At 65.2% G+C, this 17,362-nt stretch carries 18 protein-coding genes and 1 tRNA gene; 10 read left to right on the top strand and 9 right to left on the bottom strand.

Annotated features, from left to right (window positions below; genetic code table 11):
* The first annotated feature begins 7 nt into the window (after window positions 1-7).
* Together IEZ00_RS05885 and IEZ00_RS05880 are read left to right on the top strand one after the other, a co-directional pair.
* Window positions 8-82: transfer RNA gene (locus IEZ00_RS05885), tRNA-Ile, on the top strand.
* Between the two features lie 81 nt (window positions 83-163).
* Window positions 164-1,429: a tyrosine-type recombinase/integrase gene (locus IEZ00_RS05880; protein WP_189222027.1), complete on the top strand. Its 1,266-nt coding sequence runs from the start codon at window positions 164-166 to the stop codon at window positions 1,427-1,429.
* On the opposite strand, the gene IEZ00_RS05875 is transcribed toward IEZ00_RS05880, so the two are convergent.
* On the bottom strand, window positions 1,426-3,141 hold the full coding sequence (locus tag IEZ00_RS05875; protein ID WP_189222026.1) for an AIPR family protein: 1,716 nt from the start codon (window positions 3,139-3,141) through the stop codon (window positions 1,426-1,428). The genes IEZ00_RS05880 and IEZ00_RS05875 overlap by 4 nt on opposite strands.
* 120 nt (window positions 3,142-3,261) lie before the next feature.
* On the opposite strand from IEZ00_RS05875, the gene IEZ00_RS05870 reads away from it, so the two are divergent.
* Complete coding sequence (locus IEZ00_RS05870) at window positions 3,262-3,819, top strand: NUDIX domain-containing protein (protein ID WP_189222025.1); 558 nt, start codon at window positions 3,262-3,264, stop codon at window positions 3,817-3,819.
* Here IEZ00_RS05870 and IEZ00_RS05865 read toward each other — a convergent pair.
* Together IEZ00_RS05865 and IEZ00_RS05860 are read right to left on the bottom strand one after the other, a co-directional pair.
* Window positions 3,796-4,863 carry an NsdA family TPR-like regulatory protein gene (locus IEZ00_RS05865; protein WP_229795134.1) on the bottom strand — a complete coding sequence of 356 codons (1,068 nt, stop codon included), beginning with the start codon at window positions 4,861-4,863 and terminating at the stop codon, window positions 3,796-3,798. The two genes, IEZ00_RS05870 and IEZ00_RS05865, sit on opposite strands and share 24 nt — an antisense overlap.
* Before the next feature lie 240 nt (window positions 4,864-5,103).
* Window positions 5,104-5,490 carry a helix-turn-helix domain-containing protein gene (locus IEZ00_RS05860; RefSeq protein WP_189222024.1) on the bottom strand — a complete coding sequence of 129 codons (387 nt, stop codon included), beginning with the start codon at window positions 5,488-5,490 and terminating at the stop codon, window positions 5,104-5,106.
* A gap of 172 nt (window positions 5,491-5,662) precedes the next feature.
* Here IEZ00_RS05860 and IEZ00_RS05855 point away from each other — a divergent pair, with 172 nt between their 5' ends.
* From IEZ00_RS05855 to IEZ00_RS05835, 5 genes are all read left to right on the top strand, one after another.
* The gene (locus tag IEZ00_RS05855) at window positions 5,663-5,941 is read left to right on the top strand and encodes a helix-turn-helix domain-containing protein (protein ID WP_189222023.1); all 279 of its coding nucleotides are present in this window, start codon (window positions 5,663-5,665) and stop codon (window positions 5,939-5,941) included.
* A gap of 63 nt (window positions 5,942-6,004) precedes the next feature.
* Window positions 6,005-6,298 (top strand): WhiB family transcriptional regulator, encoded by a 294-nt coding sequence (locus IEZ00_RS05850; protein ID WP_306344653.1) that lies wholly within the window; start codon window positions 6,005-6,007, stop codon window positions 6,296-6,298.
* Window positions 6,295-6,624, top strand: a complete 330-nt coding sequence (locus IEZ00_RS05845) for a hypothetical protein (protein WP_189222022.1) — start codon at window positions 6,295-6,297, stop codon at window positions 6,622-6,624. Before IEZ00_RS05850 ends, IEZ00_RS05845 begins: the two co-directional genes overlap by 4 nt.
* Window positions 6,625-6,638: 14 nt before the next feature.
* On the top strand, window positions 6,639-7,430 hold the full coding sequence (locus IEZ00_RS05840) for a hypothetical protein (RefSeq protein WP_189222564.1): 792 nt from the start codon (window positions 6,639-6,641) through the stop codon (window positions 7,428-7,430).
* Window positions 7,427-9,580, top strand: a complete 2,154-nt coding sequence (locus IEZ00_RS05835; RefSeq protein ID WP_189222021.1) for a cell division protein FtsK — start codon at window positions 7,427-7,429, stop codon at window positions 9,578-9,580. Before IEZ00_RS05840 ends, IEZ00_RS05835 begins: the two co-directional genes overlap by 4 nt.
* A gap of 295 nt (window positions 9,581-9,875) precedes the next feature.
* On the opposite strand, the gene IEZ00_RS05830 is transcribed toward IEZ00_RS05835, so the two are convergent.
* From IEZ00_RS05830 to IEZ00_RS37980, 4 genes are all read right to left on the bottom strand, one after another.
* The gene (locus tag IEZ00_RS05830; RefSeq protein ID WP_189222020.1) at window positions 9,876-10,073 is read right to left on the bottom strand and encodes a transcriptional regulator; all 198 of its coding nucleotides are present in this window, start codon (window positions 10,071-10,073) and stop codon (window positions 9,876-9,878) included.
* 582 nt (window positions 10,074-10,655) lie between these two features.
* Window positions 10,656-10,988, bottom strand: coding sequence for a hypothetical protein (locus tag IEZ00_RS05825; protein WP_189222019.1), 333 nt, complete (start codon window positions 10,986-10,988; stop codon window positions 10,656-10,658).
* Window positions 10,985-11,179 (bottom strand): hypothetical protein, encoded by a 195-nt coding sequence (locus IEZ00_RS05820; protein ID WP_189222018.1) that lies wholly within the window; start codon window positions 11,177-11,179, stop codon window positions 10,985-10,987. Before IEZ00_RS05820 ends, IEZ00_RS05825 begins: the two co-directional genes overlap by 4 nt.
* Before the next feature lie 139 nt (window positions 11,180-11,318).
* A complete protein-coding gene (locus IEZ00_RS37980; RefSeq protein ID WP_306344652.1) occupies window positions 11,319-12,437 on the bottom strand; it encodes an NUDIX hydrolase in 1,119 nt (372 codons plus the stop codon).
* Between the two features lie 775 nt (window positions 12,438-13,212).
* Here IEZ00_RS37980 and IEZ00_RS37975 point away from each other — a divergent pair.
* Both IEZ00_RS37975 and IEZ00_RS05810 read left to right on the top strand, forming a co-directional pair.
* Entirely contained in the window at window positions 13,213-13,608 is a 396-nt protein-coding gene (locus IEZ00_RS37975; RefSeq protein ID WP_306344651.1) for a hypothetical protein, read from the top strand.
* Window positions 13,566-14,348 (top strand): NsdA family TPR-like regulatory protein, encoded by a 783-nt coding sequence (locus IEZ00_RS05810; protein WP_506347058.1) that lies wholly within the window; start codon window positions 13,566-13,568, stop codon window positions 14,346-14,348. The genes IEZ00_RS37975 and IEZ00_RS05810 overlap by 43 nt, the downstream gene beginning before the upstream one ends.
* Before the next feature lie 270 nt (window positions 14,349-14,618).
* On the opposite strand, the gene IEZ00_RS05805 is transcribed toward IEZ00_RS05810, so the two are convergent.
* Window positions 14,619-16,610, bottom strand: coding sequence for a hypothetical protein (locus IEZ00_RS05805; RefSeq protein ID WP_189222017.1), 1,992 nt, complete (start codon window positions 16,608-16,610; stop codon window positions 14,619-14,621).
* The gene (locus tag IEZ00_RS05800; RefSeq protein WP_189222016.1) at window positions 16,607-17,332 is read right to left on the bottom strand and encodes a hypothetical protein; all 726 of its coding nucleotides are present in this window, start codon (window positions 17,330-17,332) and stop codon (window positions 16,607-16,609) included. Before IEZ00_RS05800 ends, IEZ00_RS05805 begins: the two co-directional genes overlap by 4 nt.
* Between the last annotated feature and the right edge of the window lie 30 nt (window positions 17,333-17,362).

Raw genomic sequence — 17,362 nt, 5'->3', positions numbered from 1 at the left:
ACGTCAGGGGGCGGTAGCTCAGCCGGTCAGAGCAGCGGACTCATAATCCGTCAGGTCGTGGGTTCGAACCCCACCCGCCCTACCGATGACCAGCGGAAATGCTGGCTTCAAGATCAATAATTGGTCTCTGGGTGCTGGATTGGGTGCGAGTACCGTCCGGTTCATGGCCGAAGACAGGAGCACCGGCCGCAAGCGCGGCCGGATCGAAGAGCGCGGTAGTTCGCTCCGGGTGAAGGTCTACGCGGGCATCGACCCTGTGACCGGCAAGCGGGTGTACCTCAACGAGACGGTGCCCGGCACCGACAGGGCGGCTCGCAAGAAGGCCGAGAAGGCGCTCACGCGGCTGCTGGCCGAAGCGGACGCCCAGCGCGCCCCTACGTCGTCCGTGACGCTCGCCTACACCATCAACGAGTGGCTCAAGGCGTCTGAGCTTGAGGACAGCACCGAGGAGGGGTACAGGGGGTACATCGACCGCACCATCGTCCCCGCGCTCGGCTCGGTGCCGATCAGCAAGCTGACCACCAGGACGTTGGAGACGTTCTACGCGGACCTGCGCCGCTGCCGCGTGCGCTGCGATGGCAAGCCGCACGTTGACCACAAGGCCGACGGCGACCACGACTGCAAGAAGTCGAAGTGCAAGCCGCACGCCTGCAAGCCGATGGCTGCTTCGACGGTGCGTCAGATCCACTCGATCATCAGCGGTGCGCTGAACGCCGCTGTCCGCTGGGACTGGCTGAACCACAATCCCGCTCAAGTCGCGAAGCGTCCCAAGCAGAAGCCTCCGCAGCCTGACCCACCTTCGCCCGCCGACGCCGCACGTCTCATCGAAGCGGCGTTCGAGATGGACGAGGATTGGGGAACGCTTGTGTGGCTCGTCATGACCACTGGCCTTCGACGCGGTGAGGTCTGTGCTCTACGGTGGTCTGACGTTGATTTCGATACCGAGACGCTCAACGTCAGGCGTAGCTACAGGTTGCGGCGTGGCGTCGGTGTGGAGAAAGACACGAAGACGCATCAGATGCGCCGCATCGCGCTCGACTCGGAGACTGTCGTCTTGCTGCGCAGCTTGAAGCGGCGTCTATGTGACCGGCTTACCGAAGCCGGAACTGACTTCGACAGAGAGATGTTCCTCTTCGGCGGAGTGCGCAGGTTTGACCCCTATCAGCCGTACTCGCCGCACGCCGTCTCAAGCAGGTATAAAGACATGGCTGAGCGGCTAGGGATCAAGACGCATATACATGCTCTTAGGCACTATTCGGCTACGGAGCTGCTGACTGCTGGCGTGGATCTCAGGACTGTCGCAGGACGCTTGGGTCACGGTGGTGGAGGTGCGACCACGCTTCGAGTTTATGCCGCATGGGTCGCAGCCTCCGATCGTAAAGCTGCCGAAATCCTTGGGTCTCGTATGCCTAAACGTGGCTCGATTTAATCTGCAATCTCCAGCAACTTGCGCAGATATTGGTCCGTGAAGTCGCGAGTGCGGCCAAAATCTCTCGTTATCTCCTTTCCGCCTGCAAGCCGCCTCAGGACGACTTCGCATTTTTTGAGCAAGTTGTAGTACTTGCTGTCACTCCATAGCAGTTCGTTAAACTTTGCGCAGTCTGCTTCGGCCTTCTTTTCGCTTGACTCGATGAGGTCCGGAGTCATTGACGCCGTATAAAGAGTGCGGACGCCAGCCAGTAGATGGTACCTTGCTGGCTTCAAATCTCTAGGGACAAAATTGCTGCGGAAGAAGTGGTCAAGTTTGCAAAAGGCGTACGCGGCCGAGTAATAGTAAGCTGCATGGTGTCGTTCTGAGAAGACGTCGCCGCCGACGCGCCCACGTAGATCCCCGTAGTAGCGAGCAGCGGTATGAGGAATTCTTAGGTAGAGTGAAGCGAACGACTGCATCAGATTTCGCAGTGTCACGACTCGCCAAGTCCCTCGAACTTGTGCGGAGCCAGACCACTGCTTCGATCTGCGCTCGTAGTAGATTCGGTGGGCACTCTCATTGCCGAATGAATCGAAGTACGATTCGATGCGGCGTTGCAAACCCGATAGCGCCATCAAGTTTTCAGGTGTTACAGAACTCTGATTGTTGGTCGCGCGAGTGATACTGTTCGCTACGTCGTCATCCGATGCGACGATGAGTCGAAACGGGACGAAGACGTTGTCCAGGTTTTCGCGATTCCGGTGCAGAATGTGACTAGTCTGACAACCGTTGACGATCTGAAAGTCCTTCAAAGCGAATCGATTGCCGGTCACTTTAAGGTCTCTGGACACAACGGTTACACCGTTGTTCAAGACGCAGAACCTGCTGGCTTCTTCCGACTGAAGAGTATTCTCGATATCCTCATTTACGTCGTTGTCGCCCTGAAAATCTCGTACGTTGTCGAAGAAGAGCGTTTTCCTGATTTCTCCTTCATCGTCGGTGACGAGTTTGACAAATTCGGTTCCTGGTAGCACCCCCAGGTATGCTTCGCGGATTCCTTGCATGTCGGGCAGAGTCGTACGTTGATCGAATTGAATGGTGATTTCTAGAGCGGAATCGATAGCGCGCCAGTTGTCTTGGACCTCTTTTGCTCCCCAGACTTGGAAGTCAATGCGAGAGAATAGATTGCTATCACGAAGTCTTGCTTTTGTGTCGTCGATCTTGTCTATGATTGGAGTGGGACGTTGCCAGTTTCCGGTGGTTACGTAATAAAGTCGACAAGAGGGATTGCTTGAGAATCGAGATGATTCATCAAAAAGCCTCTTGATCATTTCGTGCTGGCTTTTGAGCCTGTCGTCGGGTGCGGAATCCTTTGTCAAGAGTGCAATGCAGGTGTCGGCGAATATGCTGATTTCACCCAAGGCAAAGCTTGAAGATCGCTTTGCTTGGATTAGTGTGATTGCGGACTCGATGGAGTGGCGACCGCTTAGGGCGTCTTCTAGTTCATTGAGTCCCGGGATAAGTTCCCCGTTAACTGTAAGTGCAAATCCGTCGATTCCTATAGTGCCATTGTCGCCGCATGAGTAATCGTCGACGGTGAACTGCTCGTCGTGATGTTTGGAAAGTATGATAAAGTTGGCGAATCTTTCGAATTTTTCGCTTTCTTCACTTTGGGTTACGCCGTGGTTGGTCGCCCAAGTTTTTAGCAATCCTGCCGTAACGCGATCCATTCAGTTCTCCGGTGTGCAGTTCACTCGTTATCGAGTTGATCGTTCTTTGCTTATCTCTTCAAGTGGGCAGGTTGTTAGCCGCCATGTATAGCCCATTCGGGTGAACCGTAAACTGTCGACGTGGCTGATGAGCTTGGCGAGTGGGACGTGTACGGAGAGCGACTTGTCTATGACAACCGGTGGGTGAAGGTCGGGCTTGCAGACGTTACGGCTCCGAACGGGAAGCGGTGGGAGTATCACGTCGTTCACCTGGCGCGGATCGCCATCGCCCTGATCGTCAATGCTCAGGAGGAAGCGTTGATGTTGTGGCGGTACCGTTTCCCGACCAAGCAGTGGGGCTACGAGCTGCTGGGTGGCATGGTCGAGGACGGAGACGACGCTGCGGTGACGGCGGCACGTGAGGCCGCCGAAGAGAGTGGTTGGAAGCCCGTGGGGGAGCCGGAGCACCTGATCAGCTTCGAACCGTTGCCGGGACAGGTCACCGCGCCCGTTGACGTCTACCTGTGGCGAGCCGCTGAGCACATCGGCGACCCGACCGATACGGAAGAGGTAGGGCGGGTGGAGTGGGTGCCCCTCAGTCGGGTGCCCGAGTTGGCCCAGCGCAAGGAGCTGCTGGGGTCCGGAACCCTCGTGGGGCTGACATATTACCTGGCATCACGCGGCATGCAAGGGAAATGACAGGCGCTCTAGGCGTCGACGCAGCCGGATCGAGCCGACTTGTTGGATGATCCGGCGAGCTTGCTGGGCGTAACTCATGGCTGCGTCGCGCTCGCCTGCCGCCGCATGGGCAAGCGCCAAGTCAACAAGCAGGCCGGCGTTGGCCCTGACGAACGACGGATGCCTCTCGGCGAAGTCGAGTACGGCGGTGAGCTGGGAGATCGCTTCCGGCTCACCGAGGTGCACCAGGGCGTTGCCGCGCCAACGGTCGAGGTGCCGGCCGCCGAGGAAGATGAACGGCAGGTCTGGGTGACGTGCGTCGACGGGCAGCAGGGGATCCGCTCGATCGAACGCCCTCAGTGCCGAGTCCCGGTCTCCGGCTATCGCGTGAGCTTCGCCGAGTGCGGCGTTCAGCCATGCCCGTAGCAGTCGGGGAGTGTGTATGCCTGCGATGTCCACGGCTTCTTTCAGCAGCTCCAAGGCGTTGCCCGCGTCACCCACCTCAAGCAGCACATATGCTTGCTCGGCTACCGCATGAGCGTGACGAGACGCTGAACCGGATTCGAGAGCTGCCGATCTGGCGCGCGAGTAGTAGCGCCATGCTTCGTCGATCGAACCACTGTCGAGAGCGTTCCACCCCGCCAGGGTCGACGCTTCGGTGAGAATAGTCGCCAGAGGTTGCCGGTGCTTGCTCAGCAGTGAGTGCGTCAGGTGTCGCTCGACCTCTTCGATGTGGCTGCGGAGTTGCTGAAGACGGGCTGTCGAACCGAACCGCCGGTCGGCGTGACACACGCCGTCAACCTGCTGGCGGAACAGCTCCACAGTCTCGGCATCCACACGCCGTGCCACCACAAGGCGGTTCGTGAGTTCGTCGGCAAGTGGATTCGCCGGGGCCTCGGTGGGGAAGCCGAGTTGTTCGTTCGTCTTGCCGTACAGCTCCCGGAACAGTCGACGGACATCTGGTCCCGGCGTCACGTGCCCGTTCTCCCAGCGGGACAGTTGGGTCTTGCGGACCACCAGCGACAGCACGGGCAGCCCGTAGGCCGGAGCGCGGTCGTTGATCATCCCGGCCACCCGGACCTGGCTCCAACCGCGTGCTTCACGCGCCGCCTTCAGCGGGGTGTTCCTGCTTATTTCCGGTACCTGTTGCACACGTTCTGACCAGCGTAGATAACACGGGATAACAGCCGGTGCGTTATCCCTTGCCGTCTGTAGCGGGCGGCGAAAATGCCGTTCCTTGGTGTCATGAGCAGCACCTCGGGAACGCCCAGCCCCGCGAGACTGGACTGGTACGGCGAGAGCGGGCTAATCGGCGCCCTCGTCAACACGAGCGACAACCTTGTTGAGATTGGCGTTCATCTCGTCAAGCCGGTACGTGATGGCGCGGAGTTGGCGTTCGATGTTCGCCAAGCGGCTCGGAACGTCCTCCTCGGGACTGGTGACCGGGTCACCGACCGCCGGCGGCTGACGTCCGTGGAGGACGGCCGTGAGGTGCTCCGGGTGCCAGTTCAGCGCCAGGGACAGCGCCTCCAACGTCCTGGCGCTACGCCGCCGCTCCACGACATGGTGCTGGATCTCGCGGACGATCGCTTGCGAGACGTGCGACCGCTCCGCAAGCTCCCGCTGGCGCAAGCCCAGTTCCTCGACGCGCGCGTTGATAGCCCGCGCGACAGCCGCCCAGTCCTCCGCCACCCATTCCTCCGTGCTCCGCCTCAGCGCCGAGATTAGCGCGGACATGCCTTTCGGTGGGCTGTTCCTGCATACGGAGCAGTGCCGCGGGGACTGATTCACACCTTTGCAAGCCGAAATCGGCTTAGACATAAGCCGTAATTGGCTCTCCAGCTATTGCTTGTGGAGAAGTGCAATGAAGGCGTTGACGGAGAACGCCGCAGCGCCGGCGTTCTACACCGTTCGTGAAGCCGCCCGGATCTTGAGGTGCAACGCATCGACCCTCTACCGGGCGATCCAGGACGACGGCTTCCCCGCCGTCCGCATCCGGACCCGCTACGTGGTGCCGGCGGTTGCCGTGGAGCAGCTCGCCCAGCGGGCAGCGGAGTCGGGTGGCGTTGTCGATGTGGCTGCCATCGCTGCCGAGCGGCGGACCGCTCGTGAGGTGGCTCGGCTGACCGGAGGTGCCTGGTGATCTCTGGCGACCACGGTGAGGACTACTACGAGGTGATCGCGGCGGACCTGGACCGGTTCGCGGATGTGCCGGAACGGGGTGTTGTTGGAGGTCGTCACGCGGGGCGGCCGGTGTCTGTGGCTGGTGTCGGGTGACGAGCAGGCTCCCGAGTGGGACGGGGAGGAGCTGACCGATCGGGAGTTAGCCGCGCGGTTGTGCGCGGAGTGTTCGGCGCGGCGTGCGTGTCTGGAGTTGGAGTTGCGCACGGCCGGTCTAGACACGCTCGGGGTGTGGGGTGGTCTGTCGGAGGAGGACCGGCGTGCCCTGTACCCGGTGTGGCTGGCGCGGCGTGGCCGGAGGGGTGGGCCGTCGTCATGACGATCAACCTCACGGTGACCCAGGTGTTGGCTGGCGCGGGGGTGCTGCTGGCGCTGGTGATGGTGTGGCGGGCCGGGTCGCGCAGGGCCAGGGCTGCCGCTGAGACGGCGCGGGCCGGTGTCCGGCTGCTGTGGTTGACGGGGCGGGTGCTGACCACGGCCGTCGGGATCGTGGGTGTTCAGTGGCTGGTGATCACCCACGGTCGGGAGTCCACCTTGCTGTGGGTGGTGCTCGGGCTGCCTGCGTTGTTCTCCGCGTACACGCTGACCAGGGCGTTGACGGTGACTGCGGTCGGTACCGGCCGGCGTCGGGGTGATCGGCGGTGAGCACCCCGAGGGGTGTGGGGAGGGTGGTCGCCTTCGGGCGGCCACCCGCCTCCCACGCGAACGAGAGCAACGCCCACCGGCTCGCGCGGGAGGCCGCAGAGGCCGCCGAGGTGCGGGCGCACGAGACGCGGCCTGAGGTGGTCGCGCTGCGGGTGGAGCGGGTGCGGGCGCAGGTGGACCGGTTGTGCTGGGCCGGGATCGTGCTCGGGTTGGAGCTCACGATGGCCAACGTCCAGCACTTCGCGGCCGGTGGTACGGCCACCTGGTCGTTGCCGTGGCTGGCGGCGTGGCTGTTGGACCCGATGGTGTCGCTGGTGCTGTTGGCGATCCTGCGCGCGGAGCAGGTGACGGCCCGCTACCAGGTTCGGACGGGGCCGTGGGTGCGGCGGGCGAAGTGGTTCACGCTCGCGTCCACGTACGTGATGAACACGTGGCGGTCCTACGCGGAGGGGGCGCTGTCGGGGATCGTGCTGCACTCGGTCCCGCCGCTGGTGGTGTTCGTCGCGGCGGAAGCGGTCACGGACCTGCGCGACAAGCTCACCGAAGCGGTCACGCGGGCGTTCACGGAAGCCGGTCGGAGCGCGCCTCCGCCCGTTCACGAACGCCCGCCGCGCGTGAGCGCCAGGCGTGGCGGGGCGGGGCGTCGGACGACGTTCGCCGAGTACCTGGCGGCGGCACGGGCGGCGTGGGAGCCCAGGGTGACGGTGACGCCCGCGTGGGTCCGGGAGGTCACCGGGTGCTCGCGCGGGCTGTCGTCGCGGTTGGCGGCCGTGCTGGCGCGTGAACTCGCCGGGGGTGGGTCGTGAACGCGCGCGAGGGTGGCTCGCTGCCGGTGCAGGCGTCGGCGAGGGAGGTCGTGAACGCCGTCCTTGACGGTGAGTTCGTGAACGACGAGCCGTCCGCACGACGCATGGCGTGGGCGCGGCGGGTGGCCGACTGGTGGCGGCGTTCGCCACGCGTGCCCGTCGGGTTGAAGTCGCGTCGGTTGGAGGTGCAGGCGGTCAAGGACGGTGTGGTGGCGGTGCTGCGGTCGCCGTTGCGGTTCGCGCGTGCGGTGGTGCGCGGGCTGGTGGTCGCGGTGCGGTGGTGGCGGTCGCGGGTGCGGGTCGCCGACTACCGGGCCGCTGCCGAGCAGTCGGAGAAACTCGCCGACAAGTTCGCCGACATCCGGGCGCTGGGGCTGTTCCGGTGGAAGGTCACCGGCGCCCTGGTCGCGACCACCGCCGTCGGGGTCGGGGTGCTGGACCTGCTCTACGGGCACCGGGTGCTGTGGAGCTGCGGGACGGTGGTCGCGGCGGGCCTGGCGCTGCTCGGTCGCCGCAAGGACGGCTCACCGGGCCGCAAACCCGTGCTGTCCGGGCCGCGCACGCTGACGTGGACGATGGACCCCCAGGTGCTCGTGGACGCGTTCCGGGACGCGAAGCTCATCGGCAAGGACGAAACGCTGCGCCTGGTCGAGCGTGCCACCAGGCAGGGCGACGGGTGGGCGGTCACCGTGGACCTGCCCGCCACCCGCAAGGCCGCCGACGTGATCAAGCACCGGGAAGCGTTGGCGTCGGCGCTCGCCGTTGACGAGGTGCAGCTCGTGGTGGAGCGGGTGCGCGGCAACGGCGGTCACGCGGGCCGGGTGGCGCTGTGGGTGGCCGACGAGGACCCCTACAGCGCGCCACCGGAGCGGACGCCGCTGCTGGCGGTCGAGCGGTGGGACGCGTGGCGGCCGGTGCCCTTCAGGCGCGACGCCCGGCAGCGGCGGGTGGATCTGCCGTTGGTGTGGACCTCGTTGCTCGTGGGCGCGATCCCCAGGCAGGGCAAGACGTTCGCGGCACGGCTGGCGGCCGCGGGCCTGGTCCTGGACCCGTTCACGCGGTTGTACGTGGCCGACTTCAAGGCCGGGAAGGACTGGCACGCCGCCGCGCAGGTGGCCCACCGGTTCATGGCCGGCGACGAACCCCAGCACGTCCTGACGCTCGTGGACTGGCTCGTGGAACTCGTGGCCGAGGTCCAGGGCCGCTACCGGCGGATGCGGGAGCTGGACGACGAGGTGTGCCCTGAATCGAAGATCACCCCCGCCATGTCCCGTGACCGGAGCCTGGACATGCCCATCACGGCGATCTTCGTGGACGAGGTTCAGGTGCCGTTGGAGGACCGGACACCACTGGAGGTGCAGGGCAAGAAGCTCACGGCGGGCGAGTACGTGGGCGAGCTGCTGACCTGGTTGGCGCGCAAAGGGCCGGCCGCCGGGATCGTGCTCGTGGTGGCCACCCAGCGCCCCGACAGCAGGACCATCCCCAGCAACCTGCGGGCCGTGCTCGGCTCGCGGTTCGCGCTGCGAGTCATGGACTGGCGCGACAGCAACATCGTGCTGGGCGAGCAGATGAACACGCGCGGCTACGACAGCAGCCGACTGCTGGCCGGCCACAAGGGGGTGGGCATCCTGCGCCCGGACGGCGAGACCACCGCCGGAGCTGACGTGCTCGCCGTGACCGTGCGGACCTACTACATGCCGAATGAGGACTGGCGCACCATCTGCACCCGTGGACGCGCGCTGCGGGAGGCAGAGGGCACCCTGACCGGACACGCGGCCGGACAGGACACACGCCCGATGCTCGACCACGCCGCCGTGGCACGCGCGGTCGGCACCGTCGCCGAACGCGCCGAGGAACCAGAGGTGCCCGAACCGCTCGCCTCCGTCGTGGCCTACCTCGGAGACGACCTCGAACCCGGCGGACGCGAGTTCGTGCCCACCGCCGAACTCGTGGCCGCGCTGGAGGTCGAGCCCACGGCGTTCGGTCTGCGCATGGGCGAACTCGGGTGCCGCCCCACCCGCGGCCGGATCACCACCGACAACGGCGTGAAGCAGGTGCGCGGCTACCTCGTCGCCGACATCCGGGCCGCGCTGACCGCGCTGCGGGAGAGCACCGTGGTGGACGGAGAGGTGGTCGAGGACGACACCTGACCCGTCACTCAACCCGTCCCACCACCGGCAGGCCGTCACACCGGGCGGGACAGGTGCCAAAGAGCGACTGAGCAGCGCAAACAGCGTGTTGTGACGGGTGGGACGCGGGACGGACCACCCGTCCCGACACCGCGAAACGGCCGTGTGCGGCCCTCTGTCGAGAGGGTTCGCACATGGCCGTCCCGTCCCACGGGTGCCCGAGGGAGGCGATCGGCACCCGCGAACCGGCCGCCCTGGTCAGGTGGGCAGGCCGGGGGTCCTGGGAGTCCCCTGTGTCCTTGACGACCTCGAATACTTAATCGAATTCCACTTCGAACGCGGTCAACGCACTCGCGATGAACACCGAACCCGGCTGAAGCTCGCCGTCGAGCACCCGCTTGACCGTGGAGCGCTGGACCTTCATCGCCTTGGCCATGGAGTAGACGGACAAGTAGCCGAAACTCAGAGCGCCTGCAACGAACTTGTCCTTGCGAAGTCGCACGGTGTAGGCCATTCCCGGCTCACCCGACGCTCGCAGCGTGGCCGTCCGGAGCGCCACCGGCGACCGACGACTCGGCCAGCACACGCGCCAACTCCGGGCCGGACATGAGTTCGCCGCACTCCGTCGGCGAGACGAGCCAACGCACCTCGTACCCCTCGACCACGACCGGCGGCAGCGGAACCGTTGCATCCGGCGGCAGGACCACCTCACCGTCCAACCCGTCGGACGACGAGAACAGGACACCGCGAACTCCAACGACAGCCCGGCGACCGGCAACGGGAGCAACACCAGGGGCGTCGGCGCGGCCCGAAACGACTCCGACTCGACCACCGCCCCCGCCCGCCCCGGCTCGATCCCCACGGCGGACAGGGCAGGCCCGACAACAGCCAGCACCGACCGCATCACGCCGCCATCAGCCGTCGCCCACCAGCGCCGCACCACGTCCGGGTCCGTCGTCGCCCCGCGTGGTGAGCACAGCGCGAGCGAGTCACGGCCGAAGTTCGTCACCGGGTCCACGTAGGTGTCGCCGACCCACCGCGCCCCGGCACCACGGCCCACCCGCGCGCCACGCACTCCAACGCGCTGTCCAGACCGCTACTCGCCACCCTTGCCACCGACCCACACCACTCGGGACACGGCGCGCCCATGGTTGCCGAAGACCATCAAGGCACGGTCCGCCGACCTGAGACTCATGTACGTCCCGCCCTTGGCCGAGACCACCTCGGCACCGGACTCCTCGTGCGCCATCCCCCAAGCGGCGATCTCGACCTCACCCGCGTCCCGGTCCTCCCGCACCACGGCGAACAGGCGCGGTGCCTGCTGGTCGACCGCCTCTTGCACCTCGGCGACGAACTCCGGATCTTCGAACTCCGACTCCCCCGCGCCCTCCCCGTCCCGGCCCCCGCCACCGACCAGTGCCATGGTCATGAATGCCTTCCCTCTGCTTCCTCGTGGATCTGGCGCACCTCTTCGCGCGCCCAGATCGCCGTCTGCGCGCTCTCGGCGCTTTGCCGAACGTAGCGCCTGCCCAAGACGACGAGGTAGATCACCGGCAGCACGAGCCACACGACGAACAGCACGATCCCGCCGACGTCACTCGCCAACTCGCTCCACACCACGAACAACCACCACCGCCCTAGACGAAACAATGACGTCAGTTTCCCCAGTGGTCCAGGACCAGTAAATGACCTGACATGGACCAGACTTGACCTACGGTCTTGTTGCGGCTGTGTTTAGAGGGAATCAGAGTGCCTGCTCTTATTCGGATCGCATCATCGGCGGGTAGAGGATCCGGGCTGGGCCGCGTCGGAACAATTCGGCTGGTCGACCGGGTTGGCCTGTCTTCTTTTTTCCGGTGTCAATCAAGAAGCCTTTGGTTCCGCGTACTTTGCGTTGAAAGTTCGGTGGGTTGATGGGAATTCCCCAGACTGCTTCGTAGACCTTTCGCAGCTCAGCGATGGTGAACACCTTCCCGCAGAAGTCTGCGGCTATGGTTGTGTGCTCCAGTAATCGGCGCGCACGTCCAAGTGCTTGCTGAAGGATCTCTCCGTGATCGAAGGCCAACCGGTCATTGTTTAGCCACAGTGAATCCTCGACCTCGACCCAGTCCGCCCGGTGTGCATCGGTTGCCCCCATTACTTCGGGTAGGTTCGGTGCTATTGCGAGGAACGCGGTCGTTATGATCCGTCCCCGGGGATCGCGCTCGGGGTGTGAATATGTGTGGATCTGTTGCAGTGGGATGCTTGAGCTGTCCAGTCCTGTCTCCTCGGCAAGTTCCCGCTTGGCAGTGTCTTCCAATGACTCGCCTGGTCGGATGAATCCCCCAGGAAGCGCCAGTTTGCCTCGGTATGGTTCAGTGCCCCGCTTGATCAGCAGGACGTGGAGACGCCAATCTCGGATGGTGAAGATAACTATGTCGGCAGTTGGCAACGCGGCTACGCGCGGACGCCTGATGGCCTTGATCCGGGAAGTTCCACAGACAATTCCGTCCGCTAGTTCGCGGGCGGTCAGTACGGTGCCTGCGGGAACCTCGATAGGGATGTCCTTTGGAGGTTCGGCGTAGTAAACCGCCATTCCGCGTTCGTGGACGCGCCCTAGTTCATATGCGGTCGTGCGACCGATGTACCCGCCGGGATTTACTACGTACACAAAGTCTGACGAGAATATTTTCTCCAAGGTTGCTGCTTGGATGGCTTGATCTGACGACAGGGGCGGATCCGATTTGAAACGTACGAACTCTTGTCTGTGGTCTGTTATTTGCGACAGTGGGGGGGATTTCACTGCTATTCCTGAAGTGGTAAAAATCTGTGCAACCTCCCGAACTTCCTGAAAGTGTTGCCGAAAGCTTCCGATGAGCGAGACGGAGGGAAAGGTCATGGCTATTTCTTGGGCGCTTGGTCGAGTTGGGCCTTCGTCTGGTGTTTCGGTGAGGGCTCCGGTTGCGAGAAGGGTGGTACCGGCGCCTGCAATCGGCGTATCAACTCTGCTGCCGCTAAACTCGTTCCAGTGACCACGGTAGTGATCACTGCCGGGTCGTACTGCTTGAAGACCATCAACACTGCGAACCCGAAAACGATTGCAGCCGCGATCAGTCCAGCGGTCATCCGGCTAATCGAGTGCTTGGCGTGACGTCGCATGCGCACATGCTGGCACTGTGGACCTGCGGATCGTTGGACCAGATATGGCGGCCGTGACACTAACTGTGACGTCTTCGCAGGTCAGGCAGCCTTTTGAGGGCAAAGTGTCAACCCGAACTCAACCCCTTGGCGGAGCGCTTGCTCGACACCCAGGCGGACCCGTTCAAGGTTGCCCTTGCGGTGCGGGGGTGGCAACAGCAGTGGCTGTGCTGGTCGACCGCAGTGCAGCGAGGGCAGCTGTAGCTTGCCGGACGGCACTTCCCTGTGAACGACAGCGAGGGGCGTGCTAGTTGCGCCTTCAAGGTGTCTTGATCGCTCGGAAGCGAGCGAGGGGTGTCTGTGCTGGTCTGTCGCTTGAGGTCGAGGCTGACCAGTGTGAGGTGAAGCGGTCGCCACCGGACTGGCTGACAGCAGTGTGCTTGCGTAAAGCCGAAATCAGCTTAGAGTGAAACTGGTTTCATCTCGATGACCACATGTGGACGTGTTGTGCCCTGTCATTGACATGAGGAGGGGCTGTGCGACCTGCCCGTACTGTGCTTGAGCAGTTGATCCGCGAGCGACGCATGACGATGGAGGAGTTCGCGGACTACGCGGAGACCTTCGCTCGCAACCACGGCGAGGTGGGGACGCTGAGCAAGCGCCATCTCCACCGTCTCGCCACAGGGCAGCGTGGTGATGGCAAACCACTCGGTGAGGTTCGCCCTGCGACGGCACGGCTGCTCGAAAAGATCTTCAACCTCACGATCGAGGAACTCCTCGCGCCGCCGAGTGAACACAATGTCGAAGACGATCCTGATACCGAGTTGCGACAGCGCCTCCATGCGGCCGTGCCGTCGATGCCGAGATCGTTGAACTCCTGCGTGGGCAGTTGCTTGCGATCCGCAGGCTCGATCGGCAGTTGGGTGCTGTAGTCGCCCACGAGGAGGTCGTGACGAAGATCCGCCAGCTTGAAGCACTCTTTCAGCACAGCCTTGGCCTGAAGACCAGGGGAGCCCTCGCCGCTCTCTTGACTGAGCTGTCGACACTTGCGGGATGGCAAGCGCTGGATCTTGGGCGTACGGACCAGGCGTGGCAGCACTACGAGCGTGCGAAAGCTGCCGCTCGTGACGCGGGGAATCCGCTTCTTGAGGCACACGCGCGGGCAGAGCAGTGCTTCGTCCTGGTCGACGTCGGGGAGTCGACCTCAACGGTCGAGCAGCTTGGGGCCGTCCGCAGTGCGCTGAGGAGGGGAACTCCGCTCCTGCGGGCATGGCTTGCCGCTGCCCACGGAGAGGTGCTCGCTGCCGCTGGTCGCCAAGATGCGGCGTTGCGCGCCTTCGATGACGCCTACGCGGAATCCGGAGAAGCGGAACAACTCGACAGCAGCCCGTACCTCGTTCTGCGGACGGTCGACTTGATTCGCTGGCGTGGGCATGCACTCGCCAGGTTCGGGCACCCGGACGCTGTTGAGGTGCTGTCGTCGGCGCTCAGGGAGCTTCCGGCCGATTTCGTCAGGGCTGAGACGGGCCTGCTCGTCGACTTGGCCCTGGCCGGTCGCGCGACCGGTCGCGCCGATCTTGCTCAGCGGCATGCGAGTCGAGCGGCTGTGCTCGCTCGTTCGATAGGGTCGAAGCGGCAGTTGAAGAGGTTGAACGCTCTCGTCACGCGCTGAGCCGGTGATCGTCCACTGTGGTCCCGTTTGGGTGCGGTTCTGGGTGCGAACCGCCGGCGATGGGTGCGAATAGAGGGACAAGATCCGCGAAGGGCGCGGCAAAACCGCCGGTCAGCGACGTGGGCGACGTCACTCGGAATCCTTATAATCCGTCAGATCGTGGGTTCGAACCCCACCCGCCCTACTGTTTCTGCTGGTCAAACGTGTTGATGGTGGTGTCCACGATCAACACCACCGCCCTGCGAATCGTGCGGTCGGCTGGATCGCGGGTCAATCGCGACGCTGGGCCCGGCGTGCCGCGCGGAACGCGCGGTGGAGCTCGGTGCGCCGAGTCGGGTGGCAGCGGGCCAGGCGTCGCACTGTCGCGCGTCTGCCCCACCAGCTCAGGTCGTCGCAGATCAATGCTGCCAGGCGCACCAGCCGCGCGGCGCTCGTCGGTTTCCACCGCGACTCCACGGCCAGCGCGGAGAGGCGGTTGATGGCGACGTCGCCGAACTGGTCGTCGCCCATGACCATATTCGCCAGTGCCCGCACCTGGCGGGGGTGAGTGGCTTCGAGGTGGAGGTCCTCCAACCACCGCGGCCTGTGCGCGGGGAAACCCGCGATCCACAGGCCCAGCGCCAACGACACGGGGCGCAGACCGTTGCGGCGGCCCCGGCCCGAGGTCCACGACACGACCTGGTCCAGCACCGCGGTGTGGAGGTGACGGTCCTCCAGCATGCTCAGCACCGCGTACACCACCCCGTTCTGGGCGGCGTAGTTCGTGGACTCGGCGATCCTGCCCAACCGGGCGAGCGCGTGGTGCACGTCGCGCCTGCCGAACGGTGAGCCGTAGACCCATGCCGCGGTCCACTGGCGGTAGGGGGAGCCCTTGTTCTTCGTCCAGGACTCCAAGGCCTGCTCAACCAGCGGAGCCAACCTGTGGTCGTCCGCCAGGTGTTGCAGGGTCGACGCGATCAGAGGTTTGTAGGTAACGCCACCTCGCGCGGCGAGGTTGTCGAGCACACGCAGCGGGTCGTGGGCGGGGACCTCGGTGATGAACGCGCACAGCGCGCGTCGCGTGGCCTCGCGGAACCGCCCCAGCATCGCGGGGGCGCACATCCACTCGCACAGGATTTCCTGCGCCATGGGGTACTCGCGCCACAGGCGGCGTAGCACCACCGCGGCCCAGCCCTGGCGCTCGAAGCGGACCGTCTCCTCACGCAGGCCGTCGTGCTTGGGGTGCTTGCGCACCACGGTCGTCGCGCCCACGTCGCGCAGCAGTTGCTCCTTGGAGGAGTCGAACACGCGCCTCGGCCGCAGCTTCTTGTCCTCGGGCAGCTCGGCTTCGCGGATCTTCTTGTCCAGCGCCAGGGCGTGCGTGACCACCTCGTCGTACGGCTGGTTCTCCAGCAGGGCCACGGCGAAGGAGAACGAGTACTCCAGCGTCGACCACTCGCGCAGCCAGTGCGCGACCGCGTCCTCGACGTCTTCCTCCAGCTGTGCCAACGCCTCGGAGGCGGTCAGTTCGCCCAGGCAGACGCGGACCGCCAGGGCCGCCGCGCGGACCGCCTTCTCCGGCGGGTCTCGGTCGGCCAGCACCGGTGCCAAGTCGGACTTGAGCACCATGGTCGGCCCTTCGACGGCGTCCGGGCTCAGCTTGCGGATCGTCTCCTGGGCGACCGCCAGTGCGTTGGGCGCGAGCAGCGTGACCACGTGGTCGGCGGCGGCCGAGGGGGCTTGGGTTCGGCGGTCGACCACGATCACCAGGTGGCACCCGACCGATCGCACCACGCCCAGGCACTGCGTGAACTCGCGGTCGGTGAACGGCCGCTCGCCCAGCTCGGTGGCGTCCCAGACGTATCCCTCGCCGCTGCGCAGCTCGTCGGCTTGGAACGAGCCGAGTGGGCGGTCGCGGTTCGCGTCGACCACGGCGGTCGCACCGAGGTCGACCAGCAGCCTGCGAGCGGTGTAGGTGCGACCGGTGCCCGGACCGGCCAGCACCACGACCCGCTTGTCGATGAGCGCGCGGCCGGCGTCGCGGAAGTGCCCCGGCGGTTCGAAGTGGTGGCGAACCTCGTTGATCTCGTCGTCGGTAGCGCGCAGCACCCGCAGGTCCGGTTGGCTCGCCACCCCGTTGTGGATGGTGATGTTGCCCGTGACGGTGCCGACCTGCGCGCCGGAGACGCCACCGTGCGCGGTGTTCGCGGTGGTGGGGATGAGCCGGTGCTCCGGTTCGACCTTCTCCGCGTCCTTGTTCTCGGCGGGCGCGGCTTCGCTCATCGCGGTCCGCCGATGTGCACGCCGCCCGTGATGGTCCCGGCCTGCACCCCGTTCATCGTGCCGTGGACGGTGTTGGTCACGCTGTGGGGCGTCGCTGGGGACTCCCGGGGCTCGGCGCGTGCGGCGAACTCGCGGATGCTGCGGGCGTCGAAGCCGGGCACGCGCACCCACGCCGTCTCGACGAACTCCTTGTGCCGCACCGGGACCGGTGCGAAGTCCGATCGGCGCGCGTACCTGGTGTAGCCGCCGCCGAACACCGCGCGCAGCGCCTGCTCGGACAGGATCAGACAGGTCGTGGTGTCGGGGTTGTGCTCGGCGCAGCGGGCGAACAGCTCCTTGAACGCGGGTGCGCCGAGCAGCCGGGCGTGGGCGATCTTGGGTTCGTACAGGCCGGGCTGCGGGCCGACGGGGCCGACTTCGACGGCGATGCGGAACCGGATGTCCGGCTTGTACCAGCGGTTGTGCTCCTCGGCGATGGTGTCCAGGTGGTGCGCCACGTCCAGCAGCGCGCCCAGCCACCCGCTGGGCAGGGTGAGCAGTGCGCCGTCGCCGGTGGTCTCCCACTCCAGCACGTCCGCGGAACCGATGCCGCCGCGGCGCAGCGCCTGCTCGACCATCATGTCGACCGCCTGGCGGACGGCGGTGAGGTGGTGGCCCTCGTTCCGCGCCGCGCCCACGACGTCGACGCCGAACAGCGCCCGGTGCTCAGGAATCCGGTTCACCGGTGTACCTCCCCAGGGGTGAAGTCGTAG

Source organism: Saccharothrix coeruleofusca (assembly GCF_014648515.1).
GTDB lineage: Bacteria > Actinomycetota > Actinomycetes > Mycobacteriales > Pseudonocardiaceae > Actinosynnema > Actinosynnema coeruleofuscum.
Note: the sequence above shows the minus strand (reverse complement) of the source record. Positions and strands in the feature narration are given on the sequence as shown.